We start from the raw sequence: 17,493 nt of genomic DNA on the forward strand, positions 1-17,493 counted from the left end.
CTCGCTCAATCGAGGGTGGGTTGGGTTGAAGTGAGTCGGGCCGACTCCGACCAGAGTCGCTGGGCGGCGTCGGCGTCGTGCGCATGACGGGACGCTCTGACGAGGGCTGGTTCGCCGGTGAGCTGGAACCAGCCGGCCGGGCCCCAGTATTCCCCGCCGTCGACGCCTTCTGCCACGGCGGCGTGGACGAGCGGTTCGGCACCGATCTCCTTGCCCTGCGAGAAGGTGTGCATCATCGAGGTCAGGACGGCCGGCGGGCGCCGGGGCTCGACGACGGGAGGCCGAGGGTCGCTCAGCGACTCCCACGAGAAGCCCGGATGCGCGACGACACTCGACACCGACGAGCCGGACGCTCTGAGGCGTCGGTCGAGATCGAACCCGAACGTCATGACGGCGAGCTTGGACCGGGCGTAGGCGACGTAGCTCGAGTAGCTGGAGAGCATCATCGGATCGTCGAGGTCGAGCCGGACCCACCGGTGGCTGATGCTGCCGAGGTGGATGATGCGACCGGCCGGCGCCGCCTGAAGACCGGGCAGGAGGTGCGAGACGAGGGCGAAATGGCCGAGATGGTTCGTCCCGAACTGGAGCTCGAAGCCGTTCGCGGTCGTCTGTCGCCGGCGCGAGCCGACCACGCCGGCGTTCGCGAGCAGCACGTCGACCGCCCCTCCGGCGGTGATCGCCGAGGCGCCCGTCCGTACGGACGTCAGGTCGGCGAGATCGAGCTCGACCGTCTCGAGGTCGGCGCTCGCGACGCGGTCTCGGATGGCATCGACTGCCCGGCTGGCCCGCTCGCCGTCGCGAGCGGCCAGCACCACCTTGTGGCCCTGCGCCGCCAACCGCTCCGCCGCGAAGAAACCGAGGCCCGCCGTCGCCCCGGTGACGACGACCCTCTTCGGGTCAGCGGACATGCCCTGCCGCCTCCATCTGTCGCAGATCCTTCTTGAGGTCGGCGACCTCGTCGCGGAGGCGCCCGGCCAACTCGAACTTGAGCTCGGCCGCCGCCTGCAGCATCTGCTCGTTGAGGTCGGCGATGATCGACTCGAGGCCGTTGGCGGCACCGGCCGCCAGACCCTGCCGTTTGAGATTCGGCGTGGGTGCGCGTTTCTTGCCGTCGCGGCCGGCGAGGAGTTCGGCCGTGTCGGCCCCCTCACGAGCGAGCGCCTCGGTGATGTCGGCGATCTTCTTCCGCAGCGGCTGCGGATCGATGCCCCGTTCGAGGTTGTACGCGATCTGCTTGTCCCGACGCCGGTCGGTCTCCTCCAGCGCCTGCTTCATGGAGTCCGTCATCTTGTCGGCGTACATGTGCACCTGACCGGACACGTTGCGGGCCGCACGACCGATGGTCTGGATCAGAGACGTCGACGACCGGAGGAAGCCCTCCTTGTCGGCGTCGAGGATGGCGACGAGCGACACCTCGGGGAGGTCGAGGCCCTCGCGGAGCAGGTTGATGCCGACCAGGACGTCGTAGACGCCTTGACGCAGCTCGGTCAACAGCTCCACACGTCGGAGGGTGTCGACATCGGAGTGGAGGTAACGGACACGGACACCGGCCTCGGTGAGGAAGTCGGTGAGCTCCTCCGCCATCTTCTTCGTCAGCGTCGTGACCAGAACCCGCTCGTCGCGATCCGTACGGAGGCGGATCTCCTCGAGGAGGTCGTCGATCTGCCCCTCGGACGGCTTGACGACGATCTCGGGGTCGATGAGTCCGGTCGGTCGGATGATCTGCTCGACCACGCTGTCCGTGATGCCGAGCTCGTACTTGCCCGGGGTCGCCGACAGGTACACCTTCTGCCCGACGCGGTTCAGGAACTCCTCGAATTTGAGGGGTCGGTTGTCGAGCGCACTGGGCAGTCGGAAACCGTGATCGACCAGGGTGCGCTTGCGGGAGGCGTCGCCCTCGTACATGGCGCCGATCTGCGGCACCGTCACGTGCGACTCGTCGATCACGACCAGCAGGTCGTCGGGGAAGTAGTCGAGGAGGCAGTGAGGCGCTTCGCCCGGCGAACGGCCGTCGATGTGGGAGGAGTAGTTCTCGATGCCGTTGCAGAACCCGATCTGCTCCATCATCTCGAGGTCGAAGGTCGTGCGCATGCGGAGGCGCTGGGACTCGAGCAGCTTGCCCTGCTTGTCGAGCTCTCCGAGTCGATCGGCCAGCTCGTCCTTGATGGTGCCGATGGCGCGATGCATGACGTCCGTGCCGGCCACGTAGTGGGACCCGGGGAACACGGACACGGCGTCGAGGGTCTTGACGACGTCGCCGGTCAGAGGGTGCAGGGCGTAGAGAGCCTCGACCTCGTCGCCGAACATCTCGATGCGGATGGCGAGCTCCTCGTACATGGGGATGATCTCGATGGTGTCGCCACGCACGCGGAAGTTGCCGCGGGAGAAGTCGATGTCGTTGCGCTGGTACTGCATCGAGACGAACCGTCTGATGAGGGTCTCGCGGTCGATGCGCTGACCCACCTGCAGCGCGATCATGGCCTCGAGGTAGCCCTCGGGCGTGCCGAGCCCGTAGATGCACGACACCGTCGAGACGACGATGACGTCGCGACGACTCAGCAGCGAGTTCGTGGTCGAGTGCCTCAGCCGCTCCACCTCGGCGTTGATCGAGCTGTCCTTCTCGATGAACGTGTCGGTCTGGGGCACGTAAGCCTCGGGCTGGTAGTAGTCGTAGTACGAGACGAAGTACTCGACGGCGTTGTGCGGGAACATCTCACGGAACTCGTTGGCGAGCTGCGCGGCGAGGGTCTTGTTGTGCGCCAGCACGAGCGTCGGGCGCTGCACCTGTTCGACGAGCCAGGCGGTCGTCGCCGACTTGCCTGTTCCGGTCGCACCCAGGAGGACGACATCGGTCTCGCCCGCGTTGATCCGACCCGCGAGCTCGGCGATGGCGGCCGGCTGGTCGCCGCTCGGTTCGTACTCGCTGACGACTTCGAACGGGCGGACGCTACGGGTTGGTTCCATGCTTCCGAGTTTACGAGGGACCACCGACACTGGGCGCCTCAGGGGCGTCCGCCTTCCGTGCTGACAGCGAACGCAGCCGCTCGTGGAGGTCGTCCGCGCGCCTCCTCGTGTCCTCCAGGCTGCCGGTGGCGTCGACGACGATGTCCGCCGCCTCGAGACGCTCCTCGTCCGACGCCTGGGCGTCGAGTCGCCGTTCGGCCTCGGTGCGCGACATGCCCCGCAACTCGATCAGGCGACGGAGGCGCTGCTCGCGAGGAGCGTGGACGACGACGATGACGTCGAACTCGCCCGCACCGCGAGACTCGACCAGGAGGGGCACGTCGTAGACCACGACTCGTCTGGGGTCGTCGCGGACGGCCTCGGCCATGCGCTGCGCCGAGAGGGCTCTGACCGCGGGATGGATGATCGACTCGAGGTCGAGCCGAGCGGCCGAGTCACCGAAGACGAGGGCACCCAGTGCCTTGCGGTCGAGCCCGCCGGAAGGTGAGACGACACCGGTGCCGAAGCGCTCGACGACCGCCTCGAATCCCGGAGTCCCGACGTCGACGACCTCGCGGGAGAGCTGATCCGCATCGATGACGGCCGCACCCCTCTCGGCCAGACGCAGTGAGACGGTGCTCTTGCCGGCGGCGATCCCGCCCGTGAGGCCGCAGATGAACATGCCGCGATGATACTCGGCCGGGCCGGGCCGGGTCAGGCCGCTGAGCGCAGACTCCCCCGCATCGGGCCGCAGACGCCGACAGGCGGCTCCCCCGAGGGGGAACCGCCTGTCAGTGCGATCGTGAGCGCCGAGGCGCCGTGATCAGTTGCTGCTGGAGAGCTTCTCGCGCAGTGCGGCGAGCGACTCGTCGTCGGCGAGGGTGCCGGCACCCGAGGGGGTCTCGTTCGAGAACGAGGAGCCGGTGGGCACGTCGAACGTCGTCTCTTCGGCCAGCGAAGCGGCGACCTGCTTCTTGTGGGCCTCCCAGCGCGACTGGGCTGCAGCGTAGTCCTGCTCCCACTTCTCGCGCTGCGAGTCGAAGCCCTCGCGCCACTCGTTGGTCTCCGGGTCGAAGCCCTCGGGGTACTTGTAGTTGCCCTGGTCGTCGTACTCGGTGAGCATGCCGTACAGCGCCGGGTCGAACTCGGTGCCCTCGGGGTCGACGCCCTCGTTGGCCTGCTTGAGGCTCAGCGAGATGCGACGGCGGTCGAGGTCGATGTCGATGACCTTGACGAACACCTCGTCGCCGACGGCGACGACCTGCTCGGCGAGTTCGACGTGCTTGGCCGACAGCTCCGAGATGTGCACGAGGCCCTCGATGCCGTCTGCGACGCGCACGAACGCACCGAACGGGACGAGCTTCGTGACCTTGCCGGGCGCGACCTGACCGATGGCGTGCGTCCGAGCGAACACCTGCCACGGGTCTTCCTGTGTCGCCTTGAGCGAGAGCGAGACGCGCTCACGGTCGAGGTCGACCTCGAGGATCTCGACGGTGACCTCCTGGCCGACCTCCACGACCTCGCTGGCGTGCTCGATGTGCTTCCAGCTCAGTTCGGAGACGTGGACGAGACCGTCGACTCCGCCGAGGTCGACGAACGCACCGAAGTTGACGATCGACGACACGATGCCCTTGCGGACCTGGCCCTTGTGGAGGTTGTTGAGGAAGGTGGTGCGGCTCTCGGACTGAGTCTGCTCGAGGAGCGCGCGACGCGACAGGACCACGTTGTTGCGGTTCTTGTCGAGCTCGAGGATCTTGGCCTCGATCTCCTGGCCGAGGTACGGCGTGAGGTCGCGCACACGGCGGAGCTCGATGAGCGAGGCCGGGAGGAAGCCACGGAGTCCGATGTCGACGATGAGGCCGCCCTTGACGACCTCGATGACGGTACCGGTGACGACGCCGTCGGCGTCCTTGATCTTCTCCACGTCGCCCCAGGCACGCTCGTACTGAGCGCGCTTCTTGGACAGGATCAGACGGCCTTCCTTGTCCTCCTTCTGGAGGACCAGGGCCTCGACCGTGTCGCCGACCTCGACGACCTCGGTGGGGTCGACGTCGTGCTTGATCGAGAGTTCGCGCGAGGGGATGACGCCCTCGGTCTTGTAGCCGACGTCGAGGAGGACCTCGTCGCGGTCGATCTTCACGACGGTGCCTTCGATGAGGTCGCCGTCGTTGAAGAACTTCAGAGTCTTTTCGACCGCGGCCAGGAAGTCATCAGCGGATCCGATGTCGTTGATGGCGACCTGCTTGGGTGCCTTGGTCGTTACGGTTGTCATGTAGTTAGTGCTCCAGTGAAAGCATGAATCGGGCCGTGGTCGTCCGTGAACGTGTTCTCGGGGTGATCGACCGCAGCGTGCGGGCAGAGTGACGCGGATAGCGCATGGACATCATAGCCTCGTGTCCCGGCCGCGGCAACGGACTCCGACTCCGTGTCGACACTCGTCGATCGGGCCCCGTCAGCGGAGGAGCTCGCGCCTCAGCGTGTCGAGGCCGACCCCGCCGAGTCGGAGCGCGTCACGATGGAAGCGGCGCACGTCGAAGGCCGCGCCGTCTCGTCGGGTGCGTTCCGCGCGAAGGTCCTCCCAGATGCGCTGGCCCACCTTGTACGAGGGGGCCTGACCCGGCCAGCCGAGGTAACGGTCGACCTCGAAGACGACGAACTCGTCGTCCATGTTCACGTTCCGGCGCATGAAGTCCAGGGCGTTCTCGGCATCCCAGCGTCCTCCGCCGTCGCCCGGGAAGGGCTTCCCGAGATGCACTCCGATGTCGAGGACGACACGAGCCGCGCGCATCCGCTGGCCGTCGAGCATGCCGAGCCGGTCACCTGGATCGTCGAGGTAGCCGAGTTCGTCCATCAGGCGCTCCGCGTACAGGGCCCAGCCCTCGGCGTGACCCGAGGTACCCGCCAGCTGCCGCCTCCAGGTGTTCAGATTCGTGCGGTTGTGGACGGCCTGGCCGAGCTGCAGGTGGTGACCCGGGACGCCTTCGTGGTAGACGGTCGTCGTCTCGCGCCAGGTGTCGAAGCGGGTGACCCCCTCGGGCACCGACCACCACATCCGGCCGGGCCGCGAGAAGTCGTCGCTCGGACCCGTGTAGTAGATGCCGCCGTCACGGGTCGGGGCGATGCGGCATTCGAGGCGACGCAGCTCGTCGGGGATGTCGAAGTGGGTCCGACCGAGCTCGTCGACGGCCCGGTCGCTCAGCTCCTGCATCCAGTGCTGCAGGGCTTCCGTCCCGTCGAGACGCCGTGAGGGGTCTGCGTCGAGCACCTCGACCGCGCGTTGGACGCTCGCGCCCTCTTCGATCCGGCCGGCCACCGCCTCCTGCTCGGCGGTCATCCGCGCGAGCTCGTCGAGGCCCCACTCGTAGGTCTCGTCGAGGTCGATCGCCGCCCCGAGGAATCGACGGGAGTGCAGCGCGTACGCCTCGCGCCCCACTCCGTCGTGGGCGCCCCCGGACGGGAGCATCTCGTCGACCAGGAACCTCTCGAACCGGTGGTAGGCCGACGCGGCCGCCTCGGCTCCCCGTGCGAGATCGCGATCGAGTGAGGCCGGAGGCGCGGTGCCGTCTTCAGGACGGGCCCCGCCGACGAGATCGGCGAAGAATCCGTCTCGTCGTCCGATCCGTGCGCACTGGACAGCGACCTTCTCGATCTGCCGGCGAGCCGGGACGACGCCCTCGGCGGCACCGGCGCGGAGGGACGCCTCGTAGCCCTCGAGAGCGGACGGGACGGCCGCCAGACGGGAGGCGATGTCGGACCAGTCCGACAGCGAGCCCGTCGGCATCAGATCGAACACCTCGCGGATCCCCTGCGCGGGCGAAGCGATGACGTTCAGGTCGCGGAGATGCAGCCGCGCCTCGTGGAACTCGACGTCGAGCGCCAGCTCGCCGCGCAGATCCGTCTGCGTCACGCGGTCGACGTCGTCGACGACGGGGGCCGCGTCGAGAGCGGCGATGACGGCCCGCGCTTCGCCGATGCGCCGGTCGTGCCCCTCGGGCGAGTAGTCGCCGTACTCGCCTGTGCGCCCTTCACGCCCGATCCACGTCGCGACCGAGGGATCGAGATCGACGAGCGTGTCGACCCAGCGTTCGGCGATCGCGTCGATGGCTGTGGGGACGCGGCTGGAGGTGCTGGTCGAGTCGTCTGACATGCCCCGAGCCTAGACGCGACCTCCGACACGGCGGGCTGGTCATTCTCGGTGGCTGACAGAGAAGGGCACCGGGTCGACGTGTCGTCGACCCGGTGCCCTCGAGGACCGCAGGAGGCGCTCAGTCCTTGTCGAGGTCCGTCTCGAGCAGGGCGGCGAGCTCGTCGAGGGCGGCCTCGGCGTTGTCCCCGTCGGTGGCGATGACGACCTCGTCGCCGTGGTTGATGCCGAGCGACAGCACGCCGAGGATGCTCGCAGCGTTGACGCTCTTGCCGGCCGAGGTCGTGAGCGTCACCTTTGCACCGGTCTTGCCGGCCGCCTGGCTGAACAGCGAGGCGGGACGGGCGTGCAGACCGACGCTCGAGGCGATGGTGACGGTGCGTTCGGGCATTTCTACTCCTTGGTCGAGACCGGTGCGGTCTGGTGCCGTCGTCGTCGGACGGCGGTGCGGATCCGATCGGCCGGGAGGCCGGACGGAGGGGGCGTGGAGGTCAGTCGTCGTCTTCGTCGGACTGCAGCAGGTCGTAGACCTCCGAAGTCGTGGTCGCACCCCGGAGGGCTGCGGCCTTGTCGGGGTCCATCAGGATGCTCGCCAGCTGACTGAGGATGGCGATGTGCCCATTCCCCTTCGCGGCGATGCCCACGGTGACCGAGACCTCGTTGCCGTCCCAGTCGATCGGCTGCGGGAACCGGAGGACGACGAGGGCGTCGTTCTTCACCGAGTCCTTGCCCGCCAGGGTGCCGTGAGGGATGGCGACACCTTCGCCGACGTACGTCGAGACGGAGTTCTCACGCTCGAACATCGCGTCGATGTACGCCTCATCGATGGCGCCGGCCTCGACGAGGGCCCGACCGGTCGCCCGGATGGCCTCGTCGCGCGTGGCGGCGGACTCGTCGAGCCGGATGGAGGATTCGGCGAGCAGCGCCGTCAGTTCAGGAGCCTGGTCGGTCATCGTCAGACCTCGACCGTCGAGCCGTCCTGGATGGCCTTGACGACCTTGGCCACGTTGGGGTCGCCCATGAACAGCTGGAAGGGCACGACGGGGATGTCGGGGACGACCCCGCGCGCACGCTCGGCGAGGTTGTTCTGGGTGACGACGACGTCGGCGTCGGCCGGGATCTCGGACACCGGCGAGTGCTCGACGGTGACCCCGCTCTTCTTGAGCTGCTTCTTGAGCGTGGAGGCGAGCATGACGCTGCTGCCCATGCCCGCGTCGCAGGCGACGATGAGCTTCTTGATGGACGATCCGTCGAGGGTTGCCATGGTGTTCTCCTTGTTTCGAGGTGGATCGGGGGGCGGCCGGAGCCACCCCCCGATTCAATCACTAGGACGCTGTGGGAGCAGCGGTTCCCTTGCTGGTGGCCTTGTTGGCGGCGGTCGCCGCCTGCGCGTCGGCCAGCGCCTGCTGCTGGGCCTCGGCGTCCTCGGCCGCAGCCTCGCGGTTCTCCTTGCGACCGAAGCCCATCAGGAGCGATGAGACGACGAACGACACGAGAGCGGACAGCAGGATGCCGACCAGGATGAGCGGGAAGTCCCCCCGCGCGGCGACGCCGAAGTAGGCGATGATGCTGCCCGGCGAAGCCGGCCCGACGAGCCCGAGTCCGAAGGCCGAGAACCAGGCGATCCCCGTGGCGCCACCGGCGACGGCGGCGATGAGCAGGATCGGCTTCATGAGGATGTAGGGGAAGTAGATCTCGTGGATGCCGCCGAAGAAGTGCACGATGATCGCGGCGGGGGCCGACGGGCGGATGGCACGCGGGCCGAAGAAGAGGAACGCGAGGAGGATGCCGAGCCCGGGGCCGGGGTTCGACTCGAGCATGAACAGGATGGACTTGCCGGCGTCTGCGGACTGGATGGCGCCGAGCGGGGTCAGGAAGCCCTGGTTGATGGCGTTGTTGAGGAACAGCACCTTCGCAGGCTCGATGATGATCGAGGCCAACGGCAGGAGACCGAGGTTGACCAGGAACTCGACGGCCTCACCGAACCGGTCGGTGAGCCACGTCGTGATCGGGGCGAGGCCGAAGAAGGCCGCGATGGCCATGGCCGCACCGATGATGCCGAGCGAGAAGTTGTTGACCAGCATCTCGAACCCGGACTTGATGCGACCCTCGACGAGCTTGTCGAACTGCTTCAGCACCCAGGCGGCCAGCGGGCCGACGATCATGGCGCCGAGGAACTGCGGAACGTCCGTCGCGGAGATGACACCGAGGACGGCGACGGCGGCGATGACCGCTCCACGCTGACCGTGGATCATGCGACCACCGGTGTAGGCGATCAGGATCGGCAGCAGGTACGTGATGATCGGACCGACGATGCCGCCGTAGGGCTCGCCGGCGGAGTCCGTTCCGAAACCGCCGAGCTGCGGGACGGGCGTCCACCCGGTCTCGATGAACAGAGCCGTGATGAGACCCCAGGCGATGAACGCGCCGATGTTCGGCATGATCATGCCGGAGAGGAAGCCTCCGAACCGCTGTACGCGAGCGCGCACACCGGTCCCGGTGACCGTGGGGGTGAATTCGGACATGAGGGCGGTACTCCTTCGTACTCAGTGACGAGCGTGGGGGTGCGGGAGGGGGATGGTGCTTCGGGTGGGGCTGTGGGGGGAGGTCGTCATCAGACGATCACGACCCTGGGGCCGGCACGCTCGACGTCGTCGGCGAGCTCGCCGTCGACCCCGGAGTCGGTGACGATCGTGTCGACGTCGGAGAGCGGGGAGACCTTCGCGAAGTCCTCGCGGCCGAACTTCGTGTGGTCGGCGAGGACGACGGTCCGCCTGGACGACGCGAGGAGGGCGCGCTTGACCCGCGCCTCGGCGAGATCGGGCGTGCTGAGCCCTCGCTCGACGGAGACGCCGTTCGTCCCGACGAAGGCCACGTCGGCGAAGACGTCGGCGAGCTGGCTGCGCGTCCAGTCCCCGACCGAGGAGTACGTCCTGGTGCGGATCAGTCCACCGAGGAGGTGCAATGTGACGTTGGGCCGGCTGATGAGGATGGTCGCCACGGCGAGCGAATGGGTGACGACCGTCAGCACGCGGTCCACAGGCAGCAGCTCGGCGAACCGGATGGCCGTCGTGCCGGCGTCGATGATGATCGAACCCTCTTCGGGCAGCTCATCGAGCGCAGCTCGGGCGATGCGGTCCTTCTCGGCCGCCGCGGTGCCCTCACGATCGACGACGGGGGGCTCCATGCCGAGGCGCTCGACGGCGATGGCGCCACCGTGGACACGTCGGAGGACGCCACGCCGTTCGAGCTCGGTCAGATCCCGGCGCACTGTCTCGGGCGCCACCGAGAGGTCACGGGCCAGACCCGCCACCTCGACCCGACCTCTGCTCAATGCCGTATCGAGGATCTGCTGATGACGCTCAGGTGCGTACATGCGAGACCTCGTCGTCGTGCGGGGATGACTCACCGGAAGGAAGTCATCAGCTGTTCAGTGAATTAAGAGCCGTTTGGTGCCCGACGTTCACCGAGCAGATTTCATATAAGCCCGTTTGTGTCTGTTCGTCAAGTCGGGACCGCGTTTCTGCTTTGTTTGCGCCCGCTTCGAGTCGTCGCCGGGGCTTGAGGCGCGCGCAGGCTGCCACGGTCGCGCCCGAGTGTGCCCACTCCGAGCGGATCGAGCCGTTCTGGACCGACGCGGCGGGTCGGCGGGCCGACGATCGCGTCGGGCGGGCCGTCAGTGCGCCGCGGCGTCCCAGCTCTCACCGAGACCGACGCTGACGTCGAGAGGCACTCGGAGGTCGGCGGCACCGCTCATCTGGCGGCGGACGATGTCGCGGATCGCGTCGACCTCGCCGGGTGCGACCTCGACGATCATCTCGTCGTGCACCTGCAGGAGCACACGCGACGCGAGTTCACGAGACCCGATCTCGGACTGCACTCCGAGCATGGCGATCTTCATGATGTCGGCGGCCGAGCCCTGGATCGGGGCGTTCAGCGCTGCACGTTCGGCGTTCTCGCGCAGCACCCGGTTGGGCGACTTGAGGTCGGCGAAGGGTCGACGGCGACCGAAGATGGTCTCGGTGTAGCCGTCTTCGCGGGCCTGCTCGACGACGTTGCGCAGGTACTCGCGGACGGCCCCGAAACGCGCGAAGTAGTCCGTCATCAGCTGCTTGGCCTCGGAGCTCTCGATCCGGAGCTGCTTCGACAGGCCGAATGCGCTCAAGCCGTAGGCGAGACCGTACGACATGGCCTTGACCTTCGTCCGCATGGCGGGTGAGACGTCGGCCGGTTCGACCCCGAAGATGCGGGCACCCACGAAGCGGTGGAGGTCCTCACCCTCGTTGAACGCCTGGATCAGGCCCTCGTCGCCCGAGAGGTGCGCCATGATCCGCATCTCGATCTGCGAGTAGTCGGCCGTCAGCAGGGTCTCGTACTCCGGGCCGTGGATGAACGCGGCCCGGATCTCACGACCGACGGCGGCCTTGACCGGGATGTTCTGGAGGTTCGGGTCGACCGATGAGATCCGCCCGGTGGTCGTGCCGGTCTGGTCGTACGTCGTGTGGATGCGTCCGTCGTCGGCGATCGACTTCTCGAGCGTCTCGATGATCTGCCGCAGCTTGGTGGCATCGCGGTGCTTGAGGAGGAGATCGAGGAACGGGTGGGGATGCTTCTCCTGCAGGTCGGCGAGAGAGGCCGCGTCGGTGGAGAAGCCCGTCTTCGTCGCGCGGGTCTTCGGCATCTCGAGCTGCTCGAACAGCACCTCCTGCAGCTGCTTCGGGGAGCCGAGGTTGACCTCGCGGCCGATCTCCGCGAACGCCTCGGTGGCGAGTCCGGCTGCGGACTCGCCCAACCGCACGGACAGGGCCTGGAGCGTCGGGCGATCAGCGGCCACCCCGGTGAGCTCCATGTCGCCGAGCACCGGGACGAGCGGGAGCTCGATCTCCGTCAGGACGCGCCGCGACCCTTCATCGAGTGCGTCGACCAGGGAGTCCGAGAGGCGCAGCACGAACCACGCCTCGGATGCCACGCTGAAATCGTCTTCGCTGGCGACGAGCTGGTTGGGGTCGCCGACGGGGAGCGACTCGCCGAGCTGCTCGTAGACGAGGTCCGAGAGGGCGAACGACGTGCGGGCCGGTCGGAGGAGCCAGGCGGCGACACGGGGATCGCCGACGACGCCCGTGAGATGCAGACCCACTCGCGACAGTGCCTTGTAGGCGCGCTTGGCGTCGTGGACGACCTTGGGGGTCTCTCCGTCGAGCCAGGCCTCGAGGGCCACGTAGTCGCCGCGCCCGGCGGCCCACGGGATGTACGCCGATTCGACCCGCGTCGAGAGGCCGAGCCCGACGACGCCATCGTTGCCGTACTCGACCACGAGCCCCACGGGGCTCTGCGGGTCGGAGGCGTGCTTCTTGAGCCAGAAGGCGAGCTCTTCGTCGACGAGGGTCCGGACGACGGGCATGCCGACCGGTGCTGCCGTCACGGCGGGCTCGGACGCCTCGCCGGTCGACGAGGACTCGGACAGGAGGAGGACGCGCTCGAGCAGCGTCCGGAACTGCAGCTTGTCGAACAGCTCTCGGACCGCAGCCTCGTCGATGCCCCGGCGCTCGAGGTCGGCCGGCCCCACGGGCAGCTCGACATCGGTGACCAGACGGTTCAGGCGACGATTGCGGATCGCGTTCTCTTTCTGCTCTCGCAGCTTCTGACCGACGACGCCCTTGATCTCGTCGGCGCGCTCGATGATCTGGTCGAGCCCCCCGTAGAGGTTGATCCACTTGACCGCGGTCTTCTCGCCGACCTTGTCGATGCCGATCAGATTGTCGCTGGTCTCGCCGACCAGGGCGGCCACCTCGGGATACTGATGCGGCTCGATGCCGTAGCGCTCGAACACCTTGTCGCGGTCGTAGCGGGTCAGTTCGCTGACGCCCCGAGCCGAGGGGTAGAGGAGGGTGACGTCGTCGTTCACCATCTGGATGGCGTCTCTGTCGCCGGAGACGACGAGCACTCGGAAGCCCTCGTCTCGACCGCGCGTCGCGAGGGTCGCGAGGATGTCGTCCGCCTCGAAGTCCTCTTTGGTGATGGTCGTGATGCCCATCGCGTGAAGGGCCTCCTCCAAGAGGGGGATCTGACCGACGAACTCGGGCGGGGTCTCGGAGCGCGTGCCCTTGTACTCGGGGTACTCGCGGGTGCGGAAGGAGAATCGCGAGATGTCGAACGCGACGGCCAGGTGCGTGGGCTTCTCAGCTTTGAGAAGACTCAGAAGCATCGAGATGAAGCCGTGGATCGCGTTGGTGTGCTGGCCCTCGCGGTTGACGAAACTGTCGACCGGTAGGGCGTAGAACGCGCGGAAGGCCAGCGAATGACCGTCGATGACCAGGAGGGTAGGCTTTGCTTCGTCCGACACCCCGTCAGCCTAGCGGGCACCTCCGACACGGCCGTCGGGGAGATCCACCGGACCACGGCCCCACGGAGCGCAATGACCTCCCACTCCCCCGCCGCCTCCTCCGAGGGCGCCGCCCATCAGGTCGGCGGATCCGGTGCCGTGCGCCCCGAGCTCAGTGACGCGGCGTCCGAGCTCTTCGGTCGTCGTGGAGTCGGCGACCTCGCCGAGAAGATGGGGATCGAGATCCTCGAGATGAGCGCCGAGCGCGCCGTGGCGCGGATGCCCGTCGCCGGCAACACGCAGCCGGTCGGCATCCTGCACGGCGGGGCGCACGTCGTCCTCGCGGAGACCCTCGGCTCCATCGCGTCGACGGTCCACGCTGGCCCGGGGCGGCTGGCCATGGGGATCGAGCTCAACGCGAGTCACAGTGGCTCGATCTCGACCGGCTGGGTCATCGGCACCTGCACCGCGATCCACCTGGGCCGGACGCTGGCGACGCATCAGATCGTGATGACGGACGAGGCAGGGCGGCTCCTCTCCACCGTCCGCATCACGAACTTCCTGACGGACGCGCGCTCCTGATCGGGAGCCGCAGCGGACGACGCGACAGACGGATCGAGGCCGCCACCCCGTGGGGTGGCGGCCTCGTCTCGCGACTCGGGTCTACTTCTTGGCGCTGAGCTGCTCGATGATCGCCTGTGCGACGTCGTGCATCGTGAGTCGGCGGTCCATCGACGCCTTCTGGATCCAGCGGAAGGCCTCGGGCTCGGTCAGCCCCATCTTCTCGTTGAGCAGGCCCTTGGCCCGGTCGACGAGCTTGCGGGTCTCGAAGCGCTCGACGAGGTCGGCGACCTCGGCCTCGAGCGTGATGATCTGCGTGTAGCGCGACAAGGCGATCTCGATCGCCGGCAGGAGGTCGTTCGGTGTGAACGGCTTGACGACGTAGGCCAGGGCTCCGGCCTCGCTCGCCCGTTCGACGAGCTCCTTCTGGCTGAAGGCCGTCAGGAGGACGACGGGCGCGATGTGGTTCTTGCTCAGCGTCTCGGCCGCGCTGATGCCGTCGAGCTTCGGCATCTTGACGTCCATGATGACGAGATCGGGCCGGAGCTCGGTGGCGAGGGCGACGGCGGTCTCGCCGTCTCCGGCCTCGCCGACGACCTCGTAGCCGTTGTCGCGGAGGATCTCGACGATGTCGAGCCGGATGAGGGACTCATCTTCGGCCACGACGACACGACGGGGTGCTGCTGGGGTTGCTTCCTGGTCACTCACGAAGCAGAGCCTACGGTATTCTTGCCTCGGTCGTCGTGAGCCGGATTGGCGGAATGGCAGACGCGGAGCACTCAAAATGCTCTGTCCGAGAGGGCGTGTGGGTTCGAGTCCCACATCCGGCACGAACGCGGCCAGCGACTTTTTCCGACATCTCCGTCGATGAAGTGGCGTGCGGGCCGGTCTTGTGCACTACAGTTGCATCACTGGTTGTTGTGTTACGCATTTGTATCTCGCGACGTTCCAGGTCGGACTTCTCCGGAAGTCGGGTCAGGTGGCGTCGTTCTCAGAGGGAGCGGACAAAAAGGCACCGCGACGAGCGTTCTCGAAATCGGGAATGACAACTCTGAAAATATAAGGAACAAGAAAAATGGCTACAGGTACCGTTAAGTGGTTCAACTCCGAAAAGGGCTTCGGCTTCATCACCCCCGACGACGGATCCACTGACGTCTTCGCGCACTTCTCCGCGATCGCCGGCGACGGCTACCGCAACCTGGAGGAGAACCAGAAGGTCGAATTCGACACCGCTCAGGGCAACAAGGGCCTCCAGGCCGAGAACATCCGCGTCATCTGACTCGGCGGCGTCCTCGAGGCGCCGGTGATCTCGGGTCCGCCCGATATCGACGAGAAAGCCCCGATCCACTCCGGTGGGTCGGGGCTTTCTTCTGTGTCGCCGACGTCTCGCCTCATTCGCGGCCTGGTGGGAGACCGAGGAGGCGCGCGACCGTCTCGTAGTCCCGAGCCGCTTCGAGATGCTCTGCTCCCGAGGCCGTCGCGTCCGCTCGCCGGTACCGCGACACGAGCGTCGACCAGAGAACGAGCTCGTCACCGGTCGAGTCGTCAGGAGCCGACGACGCGACGTCCTCCGGGACCTCGATGGCGTGCGAAGCCCGGGGAGCCGCCTGCCCTTCGCCGGTCGCCGCCCCGACGAGCGAATGCGTCCCCGCTGCGAGGAGGGCCCCGACGAGCGCGCCCATCGTGAAGCACAGCAGGAGCGAGAGGAGCGCGGTGACATGCCAGCCGCCCGCGGCGGCGATCACGGCGAAGGCGACCCCGCCGCCGACGGCTCCTGTCACGACCCAGTGAGCCGCGCCTCCCGGGGGCGTCGGACCGGACAGCTCGATGGCGGATCGGGAACGCAGGGCTCGCGCCGATTCGGACACGCTGAGATCGGATCCGCTCGGGACGACGTACAGGCGTCCGTCGAAGACGAAGCACGCTGGGTGAGAGGGGCCGACCGACATGGCCACAGGGTACGCCCCGAGCACACGACGCCGCCGAGTCCGTCGAGGACCCGGCGGCGCCGGTGCGGTGCTGGTGTGTCCGGCTAGGCGAGCTCGGCGTAGGCCGGAGCCGCCTCGCCGTGCGCGTCGCCGACCCGGTGCACGCGGAGGTCGTTCGTCGACCCGGCGATTCCCGGAGGGGTGCCGGCGATGACGATCACCTTGTCACCGACGTCGGCCAGTTTCTTGCCGAGCAGGATGTCGTCGACCTGCGCGAACATGGCGTCGGTGTGGGTGACGTTCTCGACCAGGTGCGACTGGACGCCCCAGCTGAGGGCCATCCGGCGACGGGTCGCCTCGTTCGGGGTGAAGGCGAGGATCGGGATGGAGTGGCGGAGGCGCGACATCCGACGGACGGAGTCACCGGACTCCGTGAACACGCAGAGGAACTTCGCCTGGACGAAGTCGGCGACGTCGGCGGCGGCGAGGGTGATCGCGCCACCCTGCGTGCGCGGCTTGGTACCGAGGGGCGGGATGCGCTCGAGTCCGTGCTCTTCGGTGGACTGCACGATGCGGGCCATGGTCTGGACCGTGATGACGGGGTACTCCCCCACGCTGGTCTCGCCGCTCAGCATCACGGCGTCCGTACCGTCGAGGACGGCGTTGGCGACGTCGGACGTCTCGGCTCGCGTGGGGATGGGGCTCGAGATCATCGACTCGAGCATCTGCGTGGCGACGATGACGGGCTTCGCCATGCGACGGGAAAGCTCGACCGCGTGCTTCTGCACGATCGGCACGGCCTCGAGGGGGAGCTCGACGCCGAGGTCGCCGCGGGCGACCATGATGCCGTCGAACGCGTCGATGATCGCCTCGAGGTTGTCGACCGCCTGGGGCTTCTCGATCTTCGCGATGACCGGGACCTTCCGGCCCTCCTCCGCCATGATCTCGTGCACGCGGTCGACGTCGTCCGCATCGCGCACGAACGACAGGGCGATGAGGTCGGCACCCAGGGTCAGCCCCCACCGCAGATCGGCTTCGTCCTTCTCGGACAGCGCGGGCACGTTCACCGCGACGCCGGGGAGGTTGATCCCCTTGTTGTTCGAGACGGTGCCGGCGACGACGACCTCGGTCGTGACGGTCGTGCCGTCGGACTCGAGCACGCGGAGCTTGACGCGACCGTCGTCGATGAGCAGCGGATCGCCGGCGCTGACGTCGGCGGGCAGGCCCTTGAACGTCGTGCCGCAGATGTCTCTCGTGCCGAGGATGTCCTCGGTCGTGATCTTGAAGACGTCGCCCACGGCGAGATCGTGCGGGCCGTCGGAGAACTTGCCGAGCCGGATCTTCGGCCCCTGGAGATCGACGAGGACCGCGACGGGACGCCCGGCGTCGTCCGCCGCCTGACGGACGTTCTTGTACACGCTCTCGTGGACGTCGTAGCTGCCGTGGCTGAGGTTCATCCGGGCCACGTCGACACCCGCGTCGATGATCGCTCGGATGTCGTCGTAGCTCGATGTCGCCGGCCCGAGGGTGGCGACGATCTTTGCGCGTCTCATGTGTTCCTAACGTCTGGGGATGGTGTCGGACGACTCAGGCCC

General features: G+C 67.7%; 16 protein-coding genes and 1 tRNA gene. 3 read left to right on the forward strand and 14 right to left on the reverse strand.

Translation table 11 applies throughout. The annotated features are described in order from the left end of the window. Nucleotides 1-5: 5 nt before the first annotated feature. The 11 genes from ACZ6JE_RS03665 to polA form a co-directional block, all read right to left on the reverse strand. A complete protein-coding gene (locus ACZ6JE_RS03665; protein WP_320477186.1) occupies nucleotides 6-908 on the reverse strand; it encodes an SDR family NAD(P)-dependent oxidoreductase in 903 nt (300 codons plus the stop codon). Beyond that, nucleotides 898-2,964, reverse strand: a complete 2,067-nt coding sequence (uvrB, locus tag ACZ6JE_RS03670) for an excinuclease ABC subunit UvrB (protein ID WP_192060346.1) — start codon at nucleotides 2,962-2,964, stop codon at nucleotides 898-900. The genes ACZ6JE_RS03665 and uvrB overlap by 11 nt, the downstream gene beginning before the upstream one ends. 10 nt (nucleotides 2,965-2,974) lie before the next feature. Continuing rightward, complete coding sequence (gene coaE / locus ACZ6JE_RS03675) at nucleotides 2,975-3,625, reverse strand: dephospho-CoA kinase (RefSeq protein ID WP_464318236.1); 651 nt, start codon at nucleotides 3,623-3,625, stop codon at nucleotides 2,975-2,977. A gap of 141 nt (nucleotides 3,626-3,766) precedes the next feature. Then, the gene (gene rpsA / locus ACZ6JE_RS03680) at nucleotides 3,767-5,215 is read right to left on the reverse strand and encodes a 30S ribosomal protein S1 (RefSeq protein WP_055797456.1); all 1,449 of its coding nucleotides are present in this window, start codon (nucleotides 5,213-5,215) and stop codon (nucleotides 3,767-3,769) included. A 180-nt stretch (nucleotides 5,216-5,395) separates the two neighbouring features. Next, the gene (locus ACZ6JE_RS03685; RefSeq protein ID WP_464318237.1) at nucleotides 5,396-7,090 is read right to left on the reverse strand and encodes a DUF885 domain-containing protein; all 1,695 of its coding nucleotides are present in this window, start codon (nucleotides 7,088-7,090) and stop codon (nucleotides 5,396-5,398) included. A gap of 118 nt (nucleotides 7,091-7,208) precedes the next feature. After that, nucleotides 7,209-7,478, reverse strand: a complete 270-nt coding sequence (locus tag ACZ6JE_RS03690) for an HPr family phosphocarrier protein (RefSeq protein ID WP_192060343.1) — start codon at nucleotides 7,476-7,478, stop codon at nucleotides 7,209-7,211. Nucleotides 7,479-7,578: 100 nt separating this feature from the next. Continuing rightward, entirely contained in the window at nucleotides 7,579-8,040 is a 462-nt protein-coding gene (locus ACZ6JE_RS03695) for a PTS sugar transporter subunit IIA (protein ID WP_192060342.1), read from the reverse strand. A gap of 2 nt (nucleotides 8,041-8,042) precedes the next feature. Then, nucleotides 8,043-8,351, reverse strand: coding sequence for a PTS lactose transporter subunit IIB (locus ACZ6JE_RS03700; RefSeq protein WP_192060341.1), 309 nt, complete (start codon nucleotides 8,349-8,351; stop codon nucleotides 8,043-8,045). Nucleotides 8,352-8,412: 61 nt separating this feature from the next. Continuing rightward, nucleotides 8,413-9,612, reverse strand: coding sequence for a PTS mannitol transporter subunit IICB (locus ACZ6JE_RS03705; protein WP_192060340.1), 1,200 nt, complete (start codon nucleotides 9,610-9,612; stop codon nucleotides 8,413-8,415). 89 nt (nucleotides 9,613-9,701) lie between these two features. Next, a complete protein-coding gene (locus tag ACZ6JE_RS03710) occupies nucleotides 9,702-10,463 on the reverse strand; it encodes a DeoR/GlpR family DNA-binding transcription regulator (RefSeq protein WP_192060339.1) in 762 nt (253 codons plus the stop codon). Nucleotides 10,464-10,763: 300 nt separating this feature from the next. After that, the gene (gene polA, locus ACZ6JE_RS03715) at nucleotides 10,764-13,430 is read right to left on the reverse strand and encodes a DNA polymerase I (protein WP_464318238.1); all 2,667 of its coding nucleotides are present in this window, start codon (nucleotides 13,428-13,430) and stop codon (nucleotides 10,764-10,766) included. A 72-nt stretch (nucleotides 13,431-13,502) separates the two neighbouring features. Here polA and ACZ6JE_RS03720 point away from each other — a divergent pair, with 72 nt between their 5' ends. Beyond that, nucleotides 13,503-13,991 carry a PaaI family thioesterase gene (locus tag ACZ6JE_RS03720; protein ID WP_192060337.1) on the forward strand — a complete coding sequence of 163 codons (489 nt, stop codon included), beginning with the start codon at nucleotides 13,503-13,505 and terminating at the stop codon, nucleotides 13,989-13,991. Between the two features lie 81 nt (nucleotides 13,992-14,072). On the opposite strand, the gene ACZ6JE_RS03725 is transcribed toward ACZ6JE_RS03720, so the two are convergent. Beyond that, a complete protein-coding gene (locus ACZ6JE_RS03725) occupies nucleotides 14,073-14,678 on the reverse strand; it encodes an ANTAR domain-containing response regulator (RefSeq protein WP_192060336.1) in 606 nt (201 codons plus the stop codon). Nucleotides 14,679-14,717: 39 nt separating this feature from the next. Here ACZ6JE_RS03725 and ACZ6JE_RS03730 point away from each other — a divergent pair. Both ACZ6JE_RS03730 and ACZ6JE_RS03735 read left to right on the forward strand, forming a co-directional pair. Further along, nucleotides 14,718-14,800 (forward strand) — tRNA-Leu (locus tag ACZ6JE_RS03730). Nucleotides 14,801-15,045: 245 nt separating this feature from the next. Beyond that, entirely contained in the window at nucleotides 15,046-15,249 is a 204-nt protein-coding gene (locus ACZ6JE_RS03735) for a cold-shock protein (RefSeq protein WP_055797427.1), read from the forward strand. A 112-nt stretch (nucleotides 15,250-15,361) separates the two neighbouring features. Here the strand turns inward: ACZ6JE_RS03735 and ACZ6JE_RS03740 are convergent, their stop codons facing one another. Continuing rightward, nucleotides 15,362-15,919 (reverse strand): hypothetical protein, encoded by a 558-nt coding sequence (locus ACZ6JE_RS03740; RefSeq protein ID WP_464318239.1) that lies wholly within the window; start codon nucleotides 15,917-15,919, stop codon nucleotides 15,362-15,364. Between the two features lie 83 nt (nucleotides 15,920-16,002). Then, entirely contained in the window at nucleotides 16,003-17,451 is a 1,449-nt protein-coding gene (gene pyk / locus ACZ6JE_RS03745; RefSeq protein WP_192060334.1) for a pyruvate kinase, read from the reverse strand. Nucleotides 17,452-17,493 lie beyond the last annotated feature (42 nt).

The organism is Frigoribacterium sp. AC759 (assembly GCF_979256015.1).